Origin of the sequence: Alcaligenes sp. SMD-FA (assembly GCF_025960365.1) — a bacterium.
GTDB lineage: Bacteria > Pseudomonadota > Gammaproteobacteria > Burkholderiales > Burkholderiaceae_B > Alcaligenes > Alcaligenes aquatilis.
In genome coordinates this window covers 3,897,518-3,916,359 of the sequence record NZ_CP110108.1, presented here as the reverse complement: position 1 = coordinate 3,916,359, position 18,842 = coordinate 3,897,518, and the positions used below count along the sequence as shown (strand labels likewise).

Here is an 18,842-nt window from a genome sequence, read left to right as displayed (position 1 = left end):
AGTGCAATTTTTAACTTGGTATACCGTTCTTGTTTTTTTTCAGGCGGTCAGGGCTCGCAATCCGGTCGCATCATTGGCAGCAAGCAGGAGGTCTTATGCCAACCATTACTTTTCATAAAAACGGCCAGACACATGTGGGCGAGGTGCAGGAGAACACCAATTTGGTGGTCCGGGCAGGGATCAAGCAGTTTCCTTTTCCTTATCTGACCTATGGCTGTGGGATGGGCAAGTGCGCCAAATGTGCGTGTCGGGTGCTGGAGGGGGCTGAGCATCTGCCAGCGGCCAACTGGAAAGAGAAAAAGCAATTAGGCGAGCGGCTGGATCAGGGCTGGCGGCTGGCGTGCCAGTTGTGGATTAACCAGGACATCGTTCTGGAGCAGGCAGAGATACAGGAGGTGCAGTGATGTATGTGGTGCTAACGAGCAAGCCAGGCGAATACCGTACGGAGCCGGGTGTGGGCGTGGAAATGGTGGCGGCGTATGAATACCATTTTCAGGGTCGTTTCAAAGCGGTGTTTGCCATTGCGCGTATCCAGGACGGGTCGCGGGTTCGCATTGTGGAAGAGGCGCCAAATGGCACGATCAATGACATTCCTACTCGGCAAATGGAAAAATTTGCCACAGCCGAGCAGGCTTATGAAGAACTGGCCGGATTGACGCACTTTGGCAGCCTACAGGCCGAGTTGCGCCAATGTGAGCTTACGGGTCACAAAACAGGGACGCAGCCCCTGGTAAAGCAGCAATCCTGAGGTAGCAGAATATGGTTCAGATTACATTTGCGTCGAATAATGATTTGGTGGTGTCTGCCGCCGAGAACAGCAATTTGCTGCGGGTTTCGATTCGCGAGCGAGGCGGCATCCCGTTCAAGTGCGGGGGCGGTATCTGCGGTACCTGCAAGTGCCGAATTACGGAAGGGCTGAGCAATACGGATGAGGTCAAGGCCAAGGAACATAAACACTTGTCCGAGCAGGATCTGGCAGAGGGTTTTCGTATGGCGTGCCAGACTTTTGTGCGCGGTGACGTGACGGTGAGCTGGTAAAAGGAGCCGCCCATGCTGCATTTGACCGATAAGCAATTACACACACTGCTGGATGCGCCTGCGGTACAGCAGGTGCTGGAGCAGGCTTTTCTTGAGTTTGGACAGGGGCAGGCGGCGCAGCAACGTCGTGTGCGCACGCAGGTGGGCGATACGCGCTTATCTACCTTGGGGGCGGTTATCTCAGGCCAGCAAGTCGCTGGGGTCAAAATTTATACGACCGTACACGGCAGGTTCAACTTTGTGATTGTGCTGTTTGATGCGCGCAGTGGACAAACCTTGGCAACGCTGGATGCCGGTGCGATTACGCAGTGGCGTACTGCCGCGTGCTCGGTGCTGGCCGCACAGCGGGGGGCAAACCCCCAATCTCGAACCTTGGGAGTGCTGGGGCTCGGGGCTCAGGGCACCGCGCATGTCCAGCAGTTTTGCCAGGCTTTTGATTTGCGCCGTGTGCTGGTCTGGAGCCCGAATGTGGATCAGGAGCGTTGCCGCAAGCTGGAGCTGGACTGTGGCGTACCGGTACGTGCAGCACGCCCTGATGAGATCGCGGTTCAGGCAGATATTCTGGTTACCGCCAGTCGCAGCCGTGAGCCCTTGTTTGATGGGCGTACGCTCAAACCAGGTTGCTTTGTCGCGGCTGTTGGTTCTAGTCTGCCCACGGCGCGGGAGCTGGATGATGTTTGCTTGCAGCGGGCAGGCAAGATCATTGTGGAGTGGGGGGAGCAGACGCTTGCCGAGGCCGGGGATCTGATTCTGGCTGCAGCCGATTGCGGCATTCAGGGCAAGGTATCCGAGTTAAGCGATTGGTTGCAATTGGGGCGTGGACAAGGTTACGACGCACAGGGTATTTGCGTGTATAAATCAGTGGGTGTGGCGATTGAAGATATTGCTGTTGCTGGTTTGGCGTATCGCCGTTATCAGCATGGCAGGATGGCGCAGGAGGCGGTCGCTGAATACGAGTAAACGACAATAATTCAAATAGGTTGGGGGTAGGCAATGGTGATGGCAGGCTTTTCTTCTATGGGCGAATTCAAGCAGGCGCTGACCCGGGACTACAACCGCATCAACAGCAGTATTTTTGCATCAGGTGTGGTGACACTGAAGATTGATGTGCTCGATGACAGGATCAGCATGTTGGCCGTTCATAAACGCCAGCCTGCCTTGCAGACGCTGAGCCGTGAAAACGCACATATTGCCGATCTGGCCGATCTGTACCTGATCAAGGCTTTCAAAAAGGAGATGAAGCAGGTTTTGGTGGAAGAGTATGGCTTGGATGTCGTCGCCATTTTCAAGGATTACGACGCGACAGCGCAGTTGTCTTCCACCATGGTGTTGTTGCAAAAAGGAGTGTGAACGCAGTGGCGCCGGTGCAAACCGCTGCCCTGAGTTCCGAATCGATAAAAAGAAGCTGACTGGTAGACAGTCTTGTTGTCCTTCCGTCCAGAGTGGATTGCCCGGTGTGCAATTGGCTTTGGAACCGAGCCCAGGCCCTGACCGGCCCGCTTGGGGAAGTTGCCGACAGGAAGTGCTCGCATACCGCCGGCCTCGGACCCTGGGATTTCCCAGGGCCTGAGGCCGGCTTTTTATTTGGAGACAAAATCATGGCCTATGTAGCCGATTTGCTGGATGCGTTGAATGTCATTACGGGGGGACGCATGGTGTCCTGTATGGATGAGGTCAAGTGCGGCCATCATCCTTTCGTGATCTGGAAGTCCTCGGGAATTTACGGCAAGGAAGTGCTGGAAATTCCGGGGCTGATTCATGGAGACCCCAACAAGGAAGTGCGCAAGGTGGCCGTGTGCATGACCATGTCCGAACTGAGTATTGAGTTGGCCGGCGCGACTGGGGTGGATGCCATTGTGGCGCACCATCCCATCGCAGATGCCGCCAGTTGTGGGGGCGTGACCCTGAAGGATTATCTGGACCTGTATGGCGTGGCAGCGCTGGAGTGTCATGAGGCATTTCATGGCTTGCATCCGGGCATTGCGTATCTGCATGGCCACAAAGTGGCTAAAAGTGATATCGCCTATGGAGGTATTCATGGCAATGTAATGTTCGTGGGCGAGCCCTTGGAAGGGGTGAAAACCTTGGGCGATATGCTCGATAGGCTGGACGGTTTCATGGGGCTGGATCTGGAAGATCAGATCTTGCAGGCCGAGCGTCGCATCAAGGACAACGAGAATATTCTGGAGACCAGCACCTTGACGCGCGGTGCGATTCGACTGGGCGAACGTAGCAGTCCAGTCAGCCGTATTTTGCATATCTTCCCGCATACGGGATTCAGTCCTGAACATCTGCGCCAGGCAGTTGCTCAGAACCCAGGAGTGGATACGGTGCTGGCGTCGATTAGCCGAGTCTATGACGGCCATGCCTTGATTGAATGCGCCCGTGAACTGGGGCTGAATTTTCTGGTAGGTAACAGCCATGTACTGGAAATTCTGGAGAACGGACTGCCACTGGCTTATGCCTTGAGCGCCTTGCTCGATGGTGTCGAGGTGGTGATGTTCCGCGATCGGGTGACGTCTACGCCGGTGCATCAAGTGGGGGGTGCCCGTTTGCGTGAATACGCCCGGCATTTCTCGACTGCCCATCTCATGGGCAAGAACGTGCTGAGCTTCCAGTAAATCCAGCTTCCTGAACGGAGACAGACATGGATAACAAAACAATAGAAATCGATAAGGTTGTGCATTCACCGCCTGCGGGCCGCCGTCCTTTGGAGCGTATCGAGGTGGTGGGCCTGAGCTTGCTGGTTGCGGCCATGCTGACGCTGTTTTTCTTTCCCGCTACCTTGTCCGGTGCCTTTGATACCGTGTTGAACAAGGTCAAACCCGTTGTGGTGGATGTGTTTTTGACCGGGCAGGTTGGGGTGGCGGTCATTATCAGCGTCATTATTGGGCGGCTGCTGGAGCGTCTGGGCTTTACCGATGCCATGATGCGGGTTTTTATGCCGGCGATGCGGGCTATCGGGATCAATCCGGCCGTCATCATTCCCAGCGTGTACAACATTTTTGGCGATATCAATGCGGCTGGTCGTATCTCGGGGCCCTTGCTGCGCCAGGCAGGGGCGACCAAAGACGAGCAGAAAATTGCGGTTGCCACGATGGTGCAGTCCCAGCAATCTTTCTCGACCTTCATGCTGGGCATGATGGCATTGACCTTTGCTGGAGTGAATGTCTTTGCCGTGGTGCTGATTGCGGTCTTTGGCCCCTTGCTGCTGTCCCCCCTGCTGTTGTCACGGCTGGTTTATCGCAACGTCCGTTCGGTGGATTTGCTGGCTGCGCCTCGTTTCACGCCGAATATTGATTTTGCGCCCATGCTGTTCAAGGCGGCCCGTGAAGGGGTGGAATTGTTGCTGCTGATCCTGATTCCGGCTGTGGCCTTGGTGTTCTGTGTCATTGGCTTGCTGGAACATATCGGCATTTGGGCTCCGATCAGCGATGTGCTTGAACGTGGTTTGCTGGCCTTGAACATTCATCCCGAAACGGGCGTGTTGGCCATCCTGGTCAGCCCGACACTGGCAATGGGTAAATTGCAGGCTATTGCCTCGACACTGGATCCCTCCCTGGTCGTGGGGGCGTTCGTTCTGGCCTCGTCCGGCCTGCCCTTATCGGCGGTATTTGGACAGATTCCGGTGGTCTGGGCCGAGTGTTCAGATCTGAATGAAAAAGAAGTCATGCTGGCTGCGACCTTGGGTATCGTCATGCGCTTGGTAATGGCCGTGATTCTGGCGGTATTTTTGACGCCCCTCATTATTTAAGTTCTTGTTTGTAGTCCCCCTTTTCAGGAGCGCTGATCTGGCGCTCTTTTTTTTGTGCGTAGCACGGCAAAACGGCATCAGTTCCCTGTAAAGCGGGGTGCTCGCCGCTCGAAGAACGCGTGTATTCCTTCCTGTGCATCCGTGCGGCGTGCGCATGCTGTAAGAAACTGGTGCTCCAGTTGAAGATGGGTGTGTAAGTCGCGGGCGGGCAGACCGGAGCATAAGGTTTTAATGCTGGTTAACGAGGCACGGGCAGATTGCGACAGTCGTGTCGCCAAGTCCTCTGCTGCTTGTGTCAATTCATCCTCTGGGTAGAGTGCATCCACCACACCGTGAGTCAGACAGTCTTGGGCACTGATGGTTTGGCTGAGCATCAGCCATTGCTGGGCGCGTATTGCGCCAACGCGACGAGCCAGAAAGTACGAGGCTCCCAGGTCTGGCGATAAACCCAGTGCGGCGTAGCCAGTACGAAGCTTGACCGATTGCGCAGCCAGTACAAAGTCCGCACACAGTGCTAGACCGATGCCTGCACCCCCGATAGGCCCGTTCAGTACCGAAATGACAGGCATGGGGGCTGTTGCCAGGCGATACAGTGCGGGGTGTAGTGGTTCAAGGATATCGTCGACTAAATCTGCAAGGGCTGGACCAGCGGCAGCGAACTCGGCAATGTCACCTCCAGCACAAAAGATCTTTCCCTCGGCTGCAAGAAGAACAACGCGTGGCTGTTGGTCGAGCACACTATTGATGGCTTGTATCAAAGCCTGGCTGGCTGCGTGTGAAAGTGTGTTGGCGTATTCGTGCCGTTTGAGCACGATCCGACCCACGCTCTCGGTTATACCCCAGGCGACTCCATCGGATTGCTGCATATGATTTCTCCTGTGTGCGTCATGGTGGCGACGCAATTGGGTGTTGATCTGGTTTTTTCCCGCTTGACAGACATGCTGCCCCTAGCGTTGCTCATGACGGTCGGCGCCTGTGTCAGACGACGTGATTAAGGGAAGAAAGCGTGGGGCAGCGGCAACCTGTATGCTGTTGTCGGCGGCGGTGTGGTAGATGCCGCGTGCCACATTGTGGGGGTGGCACGCGGCCTCTTTCAGGCTCAGTACCGGTGCGAAACAGGCATCCGTGCCCTCCAGAAGCGCACACCAGTGCGCTCGTGTTTGGCTGGCAAAGAGGCGTGTCAGCCGGGCTTTGAAATCTGGCCACTGACGCGTGTCATACTGCGCGGCCGGGTCCACATCGCTTAAGCCCAGCTTGCTCAGCGCCAAGGCATAGAATTGCGGCTCCAAGGCTGCGAGCGTTATAAAACCGCCATCGACGCAACGATACACATCGTAAAAAGGCGAGTCGTGAAAGGGGCTGGGTGAAACTCCATCGAGTTGTCCGCTGGCACGGACCCACTGGGCGATACTGCCGAGCATCGCCAGCACATCGACGATTGCCCCATCCACGACTCGTCCCTTGCCGCTTGAGCGCGCCTCCAGTAATGAGCAGACCATGCCAAAGGCCAGGCCTAGTGCCCCCGAAGCGTCGCCTACGACAGTGGGGGGCACCATCGGCATTTGGCCCTTGTGTGCCGATAGTGACAGCAGGCCGGTGAGCGCGACGTAGTTCAGGTCGTGACCTGCCGACTGTGCCAGGGGGCCGGATTGTCCCCAGCCTGTCATGCGGCCGTATACCAGCCGGGGGTTGTGTGCAGCACAGTCAGCCGGGCCCAGGCCCAATTTTTCCATGACGCCGGGACGGTTACCTTCTAGTAGTGCGTCTGCTTGGGTGATCAGTTGTAAAGCGGTGGCGACATCGTCAGCTTGTTTCAGATCCAACGTTACGGTTCTTTTTCCACGGCGAATGGGGTTGGTGGCGGCCCCCATTCGTTCGTCTACGGCACTTTTTTGTGGGCGAGCAATAACCGTCACTTGTGCGCCCATGTCAGCCAGCATGCGGCCAGCCAATGGCCCCGGCCCTATTCCCTCAAACTCCACAATCTGGATACCAGTCAGGGGCGGCATCATGCGGGCAGCCTTCTGGCAATCAGTTCTTTCATGATTTCGTTGGCACCGCCGTAGATACGTTGTACTCGGGCATCCGCGTACATTCTGGCAATCGGGTATTCCGTGATATAGCCGTAGCCGCCAAAGAGCTGCAAGCACTCGTCCGTGACTTTGTGCTGTTGTTCGGTGCACCACCACTTGGCCATATAGGCCGCAGTGTCATCAAGCTGACCGTCAAGCAAACGTTGGGTGCAGTCATTGACAAAGGTGCGCACCACATGGGCCAGAGTGGCGCACTCGGCCAGTTTGAAGCGCGTGTTTTGTAATTCATAGAGCGTCTGGCCGAACACCTTGCGTTGCTGCGTGTATTCCAGGGTCAGCTCTACAGCACGCTCGATGACGGCGGCAGCGGGAACGGCCAGCAACAGGCGCTCGTAGGGAAGCTGGCTCATTAACTGGGCAAAACCCTTTCCTGCTGTTTCGCCTAGCAGGTGTTCAACCGGGACTCTGACATGGTTAAACGACAGTTCAGCGGTATCGGAAGCATGCTGGCCCAGCTTCTCCAGACGTTTGCCCACCTGGAACCCAGCTAGATTTTCAGTTTCCAGAATAATCAGTGAGACTCCTCGGCTGCCCGCCTCTCCGGTACGTACCGCCACCACCAGCAAATTGGCGGTAAAGCCATTGGTGATGAAGGTTTTGCTGCCGTCGATTACGTATTCATTTCCTTCAAGCCGCGCACGGGTACGTAAGGCCTGAAGGTCTGAACCGCAACCGGGTTCGGTCATGGCGATGCCAGCCAGCAACTCTCCACTGACCAGTTTGGGCAGCCAGCGTTGTTTTTGTGCAGCCGTGCCGTAGTCCAGTATGTAATGCGTGGCGATGCTGTGTACGGCTGTGGTGGCGGGCACTTCCGCTTTGGCCAGCTCATCTTGCACGACGAGCTGATAGGCCAGACTTGCGCCTGCACCGCCATAGGTTTCTTCGATTTCTGGCAGTAGAAACCCCATCTGTCCGAATGTGTGCCAGACTTCGCGGGGAATGTAGCCTTGGCGTCGCCAATGGTCCATGTGTGGCGTCAGCTCGCCCGCAATATAGCGGCGCACCTGTTCGCGAAAAGCTTCAATCTCCTCATCCATCCAGGGATGGCGATGCAGTTGCGGTAGCATGGTGGGCCTCTTTAAATACCGGTCAGGCCGCCACTGCAAAGCAGTGTTTGGCCACTGATGTAATCCGATTCGGGAGTGCAGAATAGGTAAACGGCTCCGGCCGCCTCGTCTGGGGTGCCGGCACGACCCAAGGGGATGTTGCGCTCCATGGCAGCCAGCAAATCGGGATTTACGCCGACTTTGATTTCGCGTCCTTCAATATTGGTCGTGGACTCGCCTGCGACACTGCTGGTCAGGCGGGTGTTGATTAAGCCGTAAGCCACGCAGTTGACGGTGACATTGATCCGTCCCCATTCCTTTGCCAGGGTTTGTGTCATGCCGACGATTCCTGCCTTGGCCGCCGAGTAGTTCGCTTGACCTGCATTGCCAAATAGACCGGCAACCGAAGAAATATTGACCACTTTGCGCATGACACGCTGACCGGCCTCACCTTCGGCCTTGGACAGGCGGCGGATGACCGGTTGTGCAGCTCGCAGAATGCGAAAGGGTGCTGTCAGGTGGCAATCCAGCATGGCGTACCATTGTTCGTCAGTCATTTTCTGAATGACGCTATCCCAGGTGTAGCCGGCATTGTTGATGATGATGTCCAGCCCTTGATACTCGCTGACTGCTGTGCCAATGAATCGCTCGGCAAAGTCCGGGGAAGTGACGCTGCCCATGCAGGCGACTGCCTCGCCGCCCATATCACGGATCGCTTGAACCACCTCCTGAGCGGGTTCGGCATCCAGGTCGTTGATCAGTAAACGTGCGCCTTCACTGGCCAGTTTCAGTGCAATTGAGCGGCCTATGCCTCGGCCAGAGCCAGTGACAAGGGCAACTTTGCCGTCGAGTTTTTGAGTCATGAGTGTCTCCTGCCGTTTTTCTTGATTCAGAGATCAGGGAAAGCGATTAATGCTTCGCCCGCGATTTTGATTTGCCCGTATTGGTTGGTGCTGCGCAGCTCGATACGTAGGCAGCGTTCACCATTGACCTCTTGTTTTTCAATAACATGCCCGCTGCAGCACATGACATGGCCCAGGTGAGTAATACCTTGAAATCGGGCATCCAAGCGGCGTAGTTGTGATTGTTCTACCCATCCGGTTAGCAAACGACCTAGCCATGCCATGCCGAGCATGCCATGTGCAAAAACATCCGGCATCCCTGCACGACGGGCGTAGTCAAGATCGATATGAATGGGATGGTGGTCCCCCGAAGCACCGGCAAACAGCGCCAGCATGCGGCGATCCACGGGGACGAGCGTCAAGGGGGGCAAGCTGTCGCCCACCTGTACCGCGTCATAGTTGATGCTGCTCATGGTGTCTCCTTCAGTGGCGCACGACGGTGACGGAACGCATTCGGGCCACTTGCTCCCCGCGCTGGTTCCACACATTCGATTCGATTTCAATAAATTCCAGTGCACCGCCTTTTTTGTCATAAATATCTTTGACATAAGAGCTGACGGTGACGGTATCGCCTGCGACAACCGAGCCAAAGTATTCAAAACCTTCTTCGCCGTGCAAAACCTTGGCATGAGGGACTTGCAGCAGGTCAAGCAGGCCGAATAGGGCACCTGAGTCCAGTTCGGCAGCGAACAGGAAGGTAGGAGGAGCGGGCAAATCGGCATAGCCTGCTTGTCTGGCGGCTTGCAGATCGGTGTAGATGGGGTTGGTGTCACCGATGGCCTTGGCAAAAAACTGCAGACGGCTGCGTTCAATGGGCAAGACCGAGTGGCCGACTTCATGACCAATCCATTTCTTATCGATCATGATTGTGTCCTTTCATACAGGGTGACGACGCAGGCACCGCCCAAACCCAGGTTGTGTTGAAGTGCCAGCCGGGCCCCGTCGACTTGGCGAGTCCCGGCATTGGCTCTTAGCTGTTCAACCAGCTCAGTACACTGCGCCAGCCCGGTTGCGCCCAGTGGATGTCCCTTGGAAAGCAGGCCACCGGATGGATTGGTGACAACCTGGCCACCATAGGTATTGTCACCATCGCAGACAAATTTCTCGGCGCCGCCGATGGGGCACAGACCGAGTGCTTCGTACGTAATGAGTTCGTTGTGGGCAAAGCAGTCATGCAGCTCTACGACATTGATGTCGGTTGGCCCCACACCTGCTGCTTCGTAGACTTGTTCAGCGGCGTTGCGAGTCATGCTGAAACCCACGACTTCGCGCATGTCCCGAGCGTCGAAGGTAGGTGGCGTGTCGGTCGTCATGGCTTGGGCGCGGATACGAACATTCGTATTCAGGCCTTGTTTTCTGGCGAACGACTCGGAGACCAGCAGCGCAGCAGCTGCACCACAGGTGGGTGGGCAAGCCATCAGTTTGGTCATGACGCCAGGCCAGATCATGTGGGAGGCCATGACGTCGTCCGCAGTGACAACAGTCCGAAACAGGGCCAGTGGGTTGTTGGCAGCGTGCTGGCTGGCTTTGGCACGTATTTTGGCAAAGGTCTCCAACTTGGTGCCGAACTCCTGCATATGGGCCAGGCCGGCACCGCCAAAGTAACGCAGCGCGAAAGGGATATCGGGAACATCAATCAGCTCAGCGGTGATGGCATCGAACTTCTCGAACGGGCTGGGACGGTCATTGAATACAGAGCCAAGCGCGCCGGGTGTCATCTGTTCAAAGCCGAAGGCCAGTACACAGTCGGCCGCTCCGCTGGCAATCGCCTGACGTGCCAGATATAGAGCGGTGGATCCGGTCGAGCAGTTGTTATTCACATTGATTACAGGGATGCCTGTCATGCCTACTTCATAGAGCCCGCGCTGGCCTGCAGTCGAGTCTCCATAAACATACCCGGCGTAGGCTTGCTGGACTTTGTCGTAGCCCAGATGGGCGTCAGCCAGTGCGGCACGAATGGCCTTGGTAGCCATGACGGGGTAGGGTTCACTGCTCCCAGGCTTGGTAAAGGGAATCATGCCGACACCGGCCACGATGACAGAAGAGCTCATACAGACTCCTTTAAAGGGAAATGACTTAGCTGATTTTTCGGTCTTGCTGATCCCAGTAGGGCTTGCGCAGCTCGGTTTTGAGAAGCTTGCCGGCCCCTGACAAGGGCAGAGTCTCTTGGAAAACGACACTGCGGGGGCACTTGTAGCTGGCAATCAGGGTCTTGCAGTGAGCCATCAGGTCGCCAGCATGGACCGATGCGTCGGGCTTGAGAACGACGACGGCATGGACCGCTTCGCCCCACTCGGGGCTGGGAATGCCAATGACTGCACAGGCGGCGACGCTGGGGTGTTGGGCCAGTGCGTTTTCGACTTCAACGGAATAGATGTTTTCGCCGCCGCTAATAATCATGTCTTTCAGGCGATCCACGACAAAGATGAAACCATCCTCATCCATGTAACCACCGTCACCGGTATGCATCCAGCCATTGCGCAGGGCTTGTTCGGTTTGTTCAGGCTTGTTCCAGTAGCCCTGCATCACATTGGGGCCACGTACGACAATCTCGCCCACCGTGCCACGCGGAACCTCTTGATCCAGTGGGTCCACAATGCGTACTTCGGTACATAAGCTGGCGCGGCCAGCCGATTTCAGCTTGTTGAGGCTGCGTGCTTCATGTGTATGGTGAAAGGCGGGCAAGATGCTTGCCAGTGGAGACAGTTCGGTCATGCCATAGGCCTGCATGAAACTGACGTGAGGCAAGGCTTTCATGGCGCGCTCAAGGACGGCCGTAGAAATGGGCGAAGCCCCGTAAATAATAGTTTGCAGTGCACTTAAGTCGCGGGCTTGCTGCATGGACGGGTGATCGACCAGCATCTGGATCATGGTCGGCACCAGCAGCATGTGTGTCACGCGGTCACGCTCCAGTGTATCTAGCACCTTTTCCGGAGAGAACGCGGTGATGATGGATTGAGTATTGCCTTCGATCCAGTGAGGCATGGCGATGCCCATGTCGGCCAGGTGGAACATGGGGGCGGCATGTAGATAGATGCCATCAGGAGTCGCGATACCTTCAGCTCGCAGGGCCAGGCCAGAGCTGAGCAAATTGCTGTGGCTCAGCATGACGCCTTTAGGAAAGCCGGTGGTGCCGCCTGTATAGAAGATTCCGGCCAGATCCTCGTCGCGGCGCATGACATCAGCGATGGCGGCATGGGTGGCTAATAAGGTTTCATAGTCGTGCATGCCCGCAGGTGCCTGATTATCCCCACAGTAAATCACTTCGCGTAGAGTGGTGGCGTCGCTTCGGATTTTTTCGACCAGGTCACAGAATGTGTCATCGACGAGCAAGATCGTAGAGCCTGAGTCGTTCAGTGCGTACAGCGTTTCCGAGGCGGACCAGCGGGTGTTGCATGGGTTAAGTACCCCGCCACCCCAAGGGACGGCCATCTGGTATTCGAGATAGCGATCGCAGTTCAGGGCAAGGATGGCGACGCGGTCGCCTTCTTTCATACCCAGATGTTGTAGCGCACCGGCCAGGCGGGCTACACGGTCTCCAAGTTGGCGGAAGGTCCAGGCCCGATTGCCGTAGCGCACAGCAATACGTTCAGGCTTTTGTTGAACCGCGCGATGTAACGCTTGAGTCAGGTACATTTTTTTGTCTCCCGTCATGTTCGTATTGATGCGGATCGACTGCTTGGTTTATGTGACCTATAGTAAAAATGCGTGCCCGCTCCAGCAATGACACAAGGCATCGATCGAATGGCAGAACACCTCAATCAGCGACGCGCTCCCCGCGCCCCCCTTAAGGCTCCGGCTACTGTGCCGATTGCCTTAGTCAGTGGCATGCTGATGGGTTTACAAATGCGGGGCGAAGATATTGGACCGTTCTTAAACGCTACAGACATCTCTCCTGAGCTGATTGGACATGCGGGAGCCCGAGTCACGGCTTGTCAATACAGTGCTTTGTTTCGTTTGTTGATTGAACAGCGCGAGGATGAAGGTCTTGGTTTTTTATCGCGCCCCTTGAAACTGGGCAGCTTTGCGCTGATAAGTCGCTCGGCCCTGGGGGCGAATAATCTGGAAGTCGCAATTCGTCGTATAGCCAGGACCTTTTGGTTATTGCAGGAGGACGTGGCATTGGAATTGCATAGCAAGGGTGATCTTGCCGGCCTTGGTTTGCGTTTTAACGGTTCTCTTGGAGAGCCGATTTTTTTGCATGAGCTATTACTGCGAGTGTTCTGGCGTTTGCTGGCCTGGCTCATCGGTGGCCGCTTGCCGGTGGTGCGCTTTGACTTCGCGTTTGACAATCCTCCCCATGCCGGTAGTTATGGCAAAGTGTTCCCTGCCCATTTAGAGTTCAAGCGCGGACAAACTGCCCTGTGGTTTGAAGCCGCCTGGTTAAAGACGCCAGTGCGACGGGGTGAGACGGAGTTACGTCTGTTTCTAGCGGATGCTCAGGCCAATATCATCATGCCGCGCAGCTCCACCGATGTGGTCAGTGCCAGGGTACGTGAGTATCTTCAACGCACTCGACCTAGCTGGCCAGATCTGGGAATTACGGCTCGTGCTTTACATATGTCGACAGCGACATTGCAGCGGCGCTTGGCGATGGAAGGGACATCGTTTCAGTCTTTGAAAGATGAGTTGCGACGCGATATGGCCATTATTCGTTTGAATGCTCATTCGATGTCTTTCGCGGAACTGGCACAGGAACTGGGTTTTAAAGACAGTGCTGCATTTCAGCGTGCTTTCAAGGGTTGGACTGGCGTTGCACCGGGGGCGTTTCGCCAGGGTCGATTCAGCACCTGAGTGCCAATAAGACATAGTTGAAGCAGCGGGGGTGGCTTCGGTTTGCTCACCGGGCACTGCCATCGAACTGCCATAAATCTGTAACAGGGCTGAAAGAACACTTGTTTAATCTGATCCTGTCGTCGTTTTTTTTAAGGCAGGGCACTTCGGTGGCTCTGGTTCTTTAAGTTGATGCCTTTCTCTGTCCGGCAGCGTGAGCTGCGGCCCATTGCGCTTATTGATGCTTTGCTTTTGCGCCCCGCGTTACGCCGTGCTGCAAAGCAGAATGCCGGGTGTGGTTGGGTGATAGGTTGGCCACAATGCCTTGTAGGGGACGGAGCATGAACCAGACACGGGTGACGGTGTTAAGCGGCTCTGGAGGTAAAGTGCCTGCCGCCATTCTCGTGCAGGCATGTGGCTTGCGACTGCTGCTAGATGCCGGTGGGCCCTTGTACCCCGGTCAGGTGTGCGATTGGCATGAGGGGCTGGAGGTGGATGCCATTTTGGTGACGCATGATCACCAGGACCACATGGGCTCCTTATCCAAACTGCCCGAACACATTCCTGTTTACGCCACGGCCTCGACCGCGCGCAGCTTGCCTGCCGGTCGGATCTGGCGTGAATTGCCGACACGCGGCACGACTTATATTGGCGATATTGCCGTTCGCACTGGTTTGTCCGGCCATGCCTTGGGGGGTGTCTGGCTGCATCTGGATGTGGGTGGCGGTCTGTTTTATAGCGGGGACTTTTCCTGCGAGTCCTTGCTGTTTCCCTTTGATTTGCCACCTCCTGCGTATCTGGCGTTACTGGATGCGTCTTATGGTTTGTATGATCAGTCTCATCACGTTGCCTGGAGCATTCTGGAGTCCTTGCTGCAGTCCCATCCTGCTTTGTTGCCGGTGCCGCCTTCGGGCCGGGCGATCGAGATTGCCTTGTGGCGTCAGCAGCAAGGCTTTGAGGATTGGAGCATGGATGCGTCCTGCTACGAAAACCTGACCCGCATGATCAGCCAAAGCAGCGATCTGTTGTTGCCAGGCGTGCAGCAATCCTTGCGCGAACTGATGCCGCGTGCGGCTACGTTTGATCCCCAAGCACACCTGCTTTTGGCTGGTGAACCGGACGGTTGTCAGGGTAAGGCAGGAGAGTTGATTCGTGAGCAGCAAGCGCGGACTTCGGACGGCAATGCCGAGCCTGGCGATCGCTTGTTGATTCACACTGGCTATGTGGCCCCGCATGCTCCGCGCGGCACGCATACCTTGTGCTGGAATGCTCACCCGCGTTTGACGGATTTGCGTTGGCTGGTGGATATGGTGCAGCCACGTTATTGCATGCCTTTGTTCACGCAAATGCATGATCTGCCCACTTGGCGCAATGTGATAGGGCCAGCCTTGAGCCTGGACGGCCACTGGGAGTTGCCAGAGGCCTCGGTAGGCGTGGTTTAGGCGGTGTAGCGTTCCAGTAAGGCCGCACGTCGGGCGGGGCTGAGCTTCAAGGCGTTCTGGAAGAAGTTCTCCAGATTGCCGTGTGTCTTATCAATGGTCTTGAAGGCGGTTTCCAGAAACTCGGGCTGCACACCCCAGAGAATATCCAGCACTTCGTCGCTGATGCCACGGTTATCGGGCAGATCGGGGCGGCGGAAAAATTGATTGGTAAGCAGATAGTCGTGCATCACATCATCAGGATGTACGCCAGCGGCGCGGTGCAGCAAGGCAACCGCAAAGCCGGTGCGATCTTTGCCCGCCGTGCAGTGCAGGACAAGGGGAGTATGGGTGTCCAGCAACTGGTCAAAGACCCGTCCAAACGTGGCTGCATGTGCGGTCACGAATTCAGAGTAGGTTTTGTTCATCGTGCCATAGGCTGCTTTGACATCCACTTCACCCTTGGCAAGCATGTCCAGAAAATCGGGCAATACGGTGGGTTCGACGGTCAGCGCATGACTGGTCAGAAAGCTGTATTGGTAGGGAGAGCGTTTGCGCTCGTGTGCGCCACGGAAATCCAGTGAACAGGCAATGCCCAGTTCCTGCAGCGTGTCCAGATCCTGGCTGCTTAAATTCGCCAAATGGTCCGAGCGGTAGACACGGCCTTTACGAAAGGAACCAGAGCCTGCGGCATAGCCGCCAATATCACGGAAGTTGCTGGCCCCCTCTAAAGGGCAGGATACGGGGCTGGGCAGCGGCGATACGGACACGGCGGACTCCTGTTGAAACGGTGAAAGTCCCATGTTAACGGTCTTGGGCGGGATCTGCATATGACCATGCGGTGTCATGTGGGCAACGCGGGCGGAGCAAAAGCAGAATGAATGAAAGTGCATGGTTCTGTATCGTCAGAAAGCCATGTATATTCGTTGCTGGCAAGGCCCAGGCAGACAAGCTGGTACACCGTGTTCACGTTCTTGCACCTTCGGTTTGCTGGAGGTATGAACAGACTGCATGGTGACGCTGGTGTTTGACTGCCTGCACCGACTAGACAAGAACAGGTGCGGTGCCGAACCAAGGGGGGACAAGTCTGATGACGCATTCACGCATCGCTCGCGTGCCCATGTGCTGCAAAAAAAATCCCCAAGATATTGGCTAAAGTAGGCCCAAGGTATAAGGTCAATGCTTATTTGAATAGACCGTCGACCAGACCGGGCGGCCCACAACCGTAATTTTTCAAGGAACAAGCATGTTTGAGCATTTGCAGGCCTATGGTGGCGATCCGATTTTCCGTTTGAACGAGGCATTTCACGCCGATCCGCGCGACCGCAAGGTCAACCTGACCATTGGTTTGTATTACGACGAGCAAGGCCGTCTGCCTTTGCTGGATGTGGCTCGCCGCGCTGAAGAGCAATGGGCAGCCAAGGGCCAACCACGTGGCTACCTGCCTATCGAAGGCTTGGCTTCGTACCGCAGCGCCGTGCAAAAACTGGTTTTTGGTGCCGACAGCAAAGTGTTGCAAGAAGGTCGTGTGGCGACCATCCAGACACTGGGTGGTTCGGGTGCCTTGAAAGTGGGTGGCGACTTCCTGCACGAAGCCTACCCCAATAGCGAAATGTGGATCAGCGATCCAGCCTGGGATAACCACCACTCCATTTTCCGTGGATCGGGCATTCCTACCCACACTTACCGCTACTACGATCCCGCTACTCGCGGTCTGGATTTCACCGGCCTGATGGAAGATATTTCCGTCCTGCCCGAGTACAGCATTGTCCTGCTGCACCCCTGCTGCCATAACCCCACCGGGGCTGATCTGAGCGACGAGCAGTGGCTGCAACTGATTCCTGTGCTGCAGCAGCGCAAGCTGATACCTTTCCTGGACATGGCTTACCAGGGTTTTGGTCGTAGCCTGGATGAAGATGCCTTTGCCGTGCGCGCCATGGTCGATGCAGGACTGACTTTCCTGCTGGCCAATTCTTTCTCCAAGAATTTCTCCTACTACTCCGAGCGCTGCGGCGGCTTGTCGGTGGTGTGCAAGAGCGCGGACGAAGCTGACCGCGTTTTGGGCCAGCTTAAAGCCGTGGTGCGTCGCATCTACTCCAACCCGCCCTCGCACGGTGGACAGGCTATTGCCTCGGTCTTGTCGGATGAGTCTTTGCTGGCCGAATGGGCGGCAGATGTGGAAACCATGCGTCAGCGTATTGCTGCCATGCGCAAGCGTGTACATGATCGCCTGAAAGAGCTGGCTCCCCAGTACGACAGCAGCTATTTTGTCAAACAGCAAGGTATGTTCTGCTACACCGGCCTGACCAAAGAGCAGATTCAGAAACTGCGTGATGATTTTGGCGTGTATGTGCTGGAGTCTGGCCGCATCAGCGTGCCAGGCTTGAACCAGTCCAACGTGGATTACTTCGCGGAGTCGCTGGCTGCCGTCGTGGCCTAAGACGCTGAAGTTTCTTCAGCAGGATTAAAGAGCGTGTTGATGGCCCCTTCGGGGGCGGTAAACACGCTTTTTTGTTGATGCTAGAAATGCATCCGCAGTTGCGTTTATCGGGCGGTAGAAGCCGCTTATATGTACTTGTCTGATCCAGGCGCTCGACCTGTTTTGCTCACCTGGCTGAGTGCTGGAAACTGAACTGAAAGTGGAACGATGTAGAGCTAAGCCATCGAATAGTCCTACGCCTATGTAGCTGAAGCACTCAATGGTTTAGTGCTTAGCCACGGCCAGGCCAGCAGGTCTATCGGCAATCTGGCTGTATTTCGTCGTACTGCGACATTGCTCAGGCTAATGCTTGCAGCAACAGCTCCTGATTGATTTGCTCCTGTTGTCGTGCCTGTTTCAATAAATAGCGATGAAAATCCTGGCTATGAGGTGACTCAAACGCACCCGCCCGTCGGGTCAGTACATAAGGCCAGGGCAGGGGCAAGGAATGGGAGAAGGGCAGAATTAACTGCCCGCTGCGCACTTCTTTTTCTATCATCGAGCATTGCGCCAATACAAACCCCTGGCCTGCCACGGCGGACTCCAGTGCCATATGCGACAGGGAAAAAACACGGAAGCGATCCAGGGGCGTATTGCCTATGTGTATAGCCAAAGACTTAAACCAGTCGCGCCAGGATGGGGGCGAGGTAAAGCGTGGCTGCCAGTCCGAGGACAGCAAGGGATAGTTCAATAGGTCACGGGGATGTCGCAAGGCGGCTTGCCCTTGCAGCAGGGTCGGGCTGCAGGCGGGAACGACACGGTCTGTATAAAGCTCGGTAAAGCTGCGGGGGCGGGCGGCGGCCTGACCGTAGGTGATCCGAAAGTCGATTTGTTCGGCTTCCAGGTCCGGCTCGGCATGGCTGCCTTTCAGGTGCAGGGTCAGCTCCGGGTCGTACTGCTCCTGCCATTGAAACGCCAGCGGGGCCATCCAGGTTTTAAGCATGGAGGGCAAAGCGCTGATGGACAGCAGGCTGGTGTTGCGCGAACGCTCCATTTCTTGCTGGCCGTCGCGCAACAGCTCAAACGCCTGAGTACAGATTTCATGAAAACGCACCCCCGCCGCCGTCAGCCGCAAGCGTTTGCCTTCTTTGTAGGTCAGGCTACAGCCCAGCCTGTCCTCCAGCAGGCGCAATTGCTGGCTGATGGCACCGGGAGTAATTTTCAGGCGACGGGCAGCCTCTTGCAGGCTTTGACTGTGGCCCAGAGTTTCAAAGACTTGCAACGCGCGTAAGGGAGGCAAGGTATCCATGGTGCTTAGACCCCGTCCAGAAAAGTCATTTAACTTTAGAAATTCTAAACGATATGGATAGTAGGCTGAATTTAATTGCGATTATGATGA

At 56.0% G+C, this 18,842-nt stretch carries 20 protein-coding genes; 10 read left to right on the top strand and 10 right to left on the bottom strand.

Features of this window, described 5'->3' with window-relative positions:
- Window positions 1-95: 95 nt before the first annotated feature.
- The 7 genes from OKX01_RS18090 to OKX01_RS18060 all read left to right on the top strand — a co-directional run bounded on the left by OKX01_RS18090 (window position 96) and on the right by OKX01_RS18060 (window position 4,792).
- Entirely contained in the window at window positions 96-404 is a 309-nt protein-coding gene (locus tag OKX01_RS18090; protein ID WP_094198105.1) for a 2Fe-2S iron-sulfur cluster-binding protein, read from the top strand.
- Entirely contained in the window at window positions 404-748 is a 345-nt protein-coding gene (locus tag OKX01_RS18085; protein ID WP_108728341.1) for a ferredoxin, read from the top strand. The genes OKX01_RS18090 and OKX01_RS18085 overlap by 1 nt, the downstream gene beginning before the upstream one ends.
- An 11-nt stretch (window positions 749-759) precedes the next feature.
- On the top strand, window positions 760-1,038 hold the full coding sequence (locus tag OKX01_RS18080) for a 2Fe-2S iron-sulfur cluster-binding protein (protein WP_009457378.1): 279 nt from the start codon (window positions 760-762) through the stop codon (window positions 1,036-1,038).
- Window positions 1,039-1,050: 12 nt separating this feature from the next.
- Window positions 1,051-1,998: an ornithine cyclodeaminase family protein gene (locus OKX01_RS18075; RefSeq protein ID WP_264672219.1), complete on the top strand. Its 948-nt coding sequence runs from the start codon at window positions 1,051-1,053 to the stop codon at window positions 1,996-1,998.
- Between the two features lie 39 nt (window positions 1,999-2,037).
- A complete protein-coding gene (locus tag OKX01_RS18070; RefSeq protein WP_094198102.1) occupies window positions 2,038-2,388 on the top strand; it encodes a DUF2294 domain-containing protein in 351 nt (116 codons plus the stop codon).
- A 248-nt stretch (window positions 2,389-2,636) separates the two neighbouring features.
- Window positions 2,637-3,659: a Nif3-like dinuclear metal center hexameric protein gene (locus OKX01_RS18065; protein ID WP_094198101.1), complete on the top strand. Its 1,023-nt coding sequence runs from the start codon at window positions 2,637-2,639 to the stop codon at window positions 3,657-3,659.
- A gap of 26 nt (window positions 3,660-3,685) precedes the next feature.
- Window positions 3,686-4,792, top strand: a complete 1,107-nt coding sequence (locus OKX01_RS18060) for a hypothetical protein (RefSeq protein ID WP_264672218.1) — start codon at window positions 3,686-3,688, stop codon at window positions 4,790-4,792.
- A gap of 77 nt (window positions 4,793-4,869) precedes the next feature.
- Here OKX01_RS18060 and OKX01_RS18055 read toward each other — a convergent pair whose 3' ends face one another.
- The 8 genes from OKX01_RS18055 to OKX01_RS18020 all read right to left on the bottom strand — a co-directional run bounded on the left by OKX01_RS18055 (window position 4,870) and on the right by OKX01_RS18020 (window position 12,469).
- Window positions 4,870-5,658: an enoyl-CoA hydratase/isomerase family protein gene (locus OKX01_RS18055; RefSeq protein ID WP_264672217.1), complete on the bottom strand. Its 789-nt coding sequence runs from the start codon at window positions 5,656-5,658 to the stop codon at window positions 4,870-4,872.
- A gap of 81 nt (window positions 5,659-5,739) precedes the next feature.
- Complete coding sequence (locus OKX01_RS18050; RefSeq protein ID WP_264672216.1) at window positions 5,740-6,804, bottom strand: CaiB/BaiF CoA transferase family protein; 1,065 nt, start codon at window positions 6,802-6,804, stop codon at window positions 5,740-5,742.
- Window positions 6,801-7,952: an acyl-CoA dehydrogenase family protein gene (locus tag OKX01_RS18045; RefSeq protein ID WP_264672215.1), complete on the bottom strand. Its 1,152-nt coding sequence runs from the start codon at window positions 7,950-7,952 to the stop codon at window positions 6,801-6,803. The genes OKX01_RS18050 and OKX01_RS18045 overlap by 4 nt, the downstream gene beginning before the upstream one ends.
- Window positions 7,953-7,963: 11 nt before the next feature.
- Entirely contained in the window at window positions 7,964-8,794 is an 831-nt protein-coding gene (locus tag OKX01_RS18040; protein WP_230019436.1) for an SDR family NAD(P)-dependent oxidoreductase, read from the bottom strand.
- Between the two features lie 26 nt (window positions 8,795-8,820).
- Complete coding sequence (locus OKX01_RS18035) at window positions 8,821-9,246, bottom strand: MaoC family dehydratase (RefSeq protein ID WP_264672214.1); 426 nt, start codon at window positions 9,244-9,246, stop codon at window positions 8,821-8,823.
- A 10-nt stretch (window positions 9,247-9,256) separates the two neighbouring features.
- On the bottom strand, window positions 9,257-9,697 hold the full coding sequence (locus OKX01_RS18030; protein WP_230019434.1) for a MaoC family dehydratase N-terminal domain-containing protein: 441 nt from the start codon (window positions 9,695-9,697) through the stop codon (window positions 9,257-9,259).
- Window positions 9,694-10,884 (bottom strand): lipid-transfer protein, encoded by a 1,191-nt coding sequence (locus tag OKX01_RS18025; RefSeq protein ID WP_230019433.1) that lies wholly within the window; start codon window positions 10,882-10,884, stop codon window positions 9,694-9,696. The genes OKX01_RS18030 and OKX01_RS18025 overlap by 4 nt, the downstream gene beginning before the upstream one ends.
- Window positions 10,885-10,909: 25 nt before the next feature.
- Window positions 10,910-12,469, bottom strand: a complete 1,560-nt coding sequence (locus OKX01_RS18020; RefSeq protein WP_230019432.1) for an acyl-CoA synthetase — start codon at window positions 12,467-12,469, stop codon at window positions 10,910-10,912.
- A gap of 108 nt (window positions 12,470-12,577) precedes the next feature.
- Between OKX01_RS18020 and OKX01_RS18015 the strand changes: the two genes are divergently transcribed.
- Both OKX01_RS18015 and OKX01_RS18010 read left to right on the top strand, forming a co-directional pair.
- Window positions 12,578-13,627, top strand: coding sequence for an AraC family transcriptional regulator (locus OKX01_RS18015; protein ID WP_264672213.1), 1,050 nt, complete (start codon window positions 12,578-12,580; stop codon window positions 13,625-13,627).
- Between the two features lie 320 nt (window positions 13,628-13,947).
- On the top strand, window positions 13,948-15,048 hold the full coding sequence (locus tag OKX01_RS18010; protein WP_108728344.1) for an MBL fold metallo-hydrolase: 1,101 nt from the start codon (window positions 13,948-13,950) through the stop codon (window positions 15,046-15,048).
- Here the strand turns inward: OKX01_RS18010 and OKX01_RS18005 are convergent.
- On the bottom strand, window positions 15,045-15,794 hold the full coding sequence (locus OKX01_RS18005) for a tyrosine-protein phosphatase (protein ID WP_264672212.1): 750 nt from the start codon (window positions 15,792-15,794) through the stop codon (window positions 15,045-15,047). The genes OKX01_RS18010 and OKX01_RS18005 overlap by 4 nt on opposite strands.
- Before the next feature lie 476 nt (window positions 15,795-16,270).
- On the opposite strand from OKX01_RS18005, the gene OKX01_RS18000 reads away from it, so the two are divergent.
- The gene (locus OKX01_RS18000) at window positions 16,271-17,464 is read left to right on the top strand and encodes an aromatic amino acid transaminase (RefSeq protein ID WP_230019430.1); all 1,194 of its coding nucleotides are present in this window, start codon (window positions 16,271-16,273) and stop codon (window positions 17,462-17,464) included.
- Between the two features lie 337 nt (window positions 17,465-17,801).
- Here the strand turns inward: OKX01_RS18000 and OKX01_RS17995 are convergent, their stop codons facing one another.
- A complete protein-coding gene (locus OKX01_RS17995; protein WP_264672211.1) occupies window positions 17,802-18,752 on the bottom strand; it encodes a LysR substrate-binding domain-containing protein in 951 nt (316 codons plus the stop codon).
- Between the last annotated feature and the right edge of the window lie 90 nt (window positions 18,753-18,842).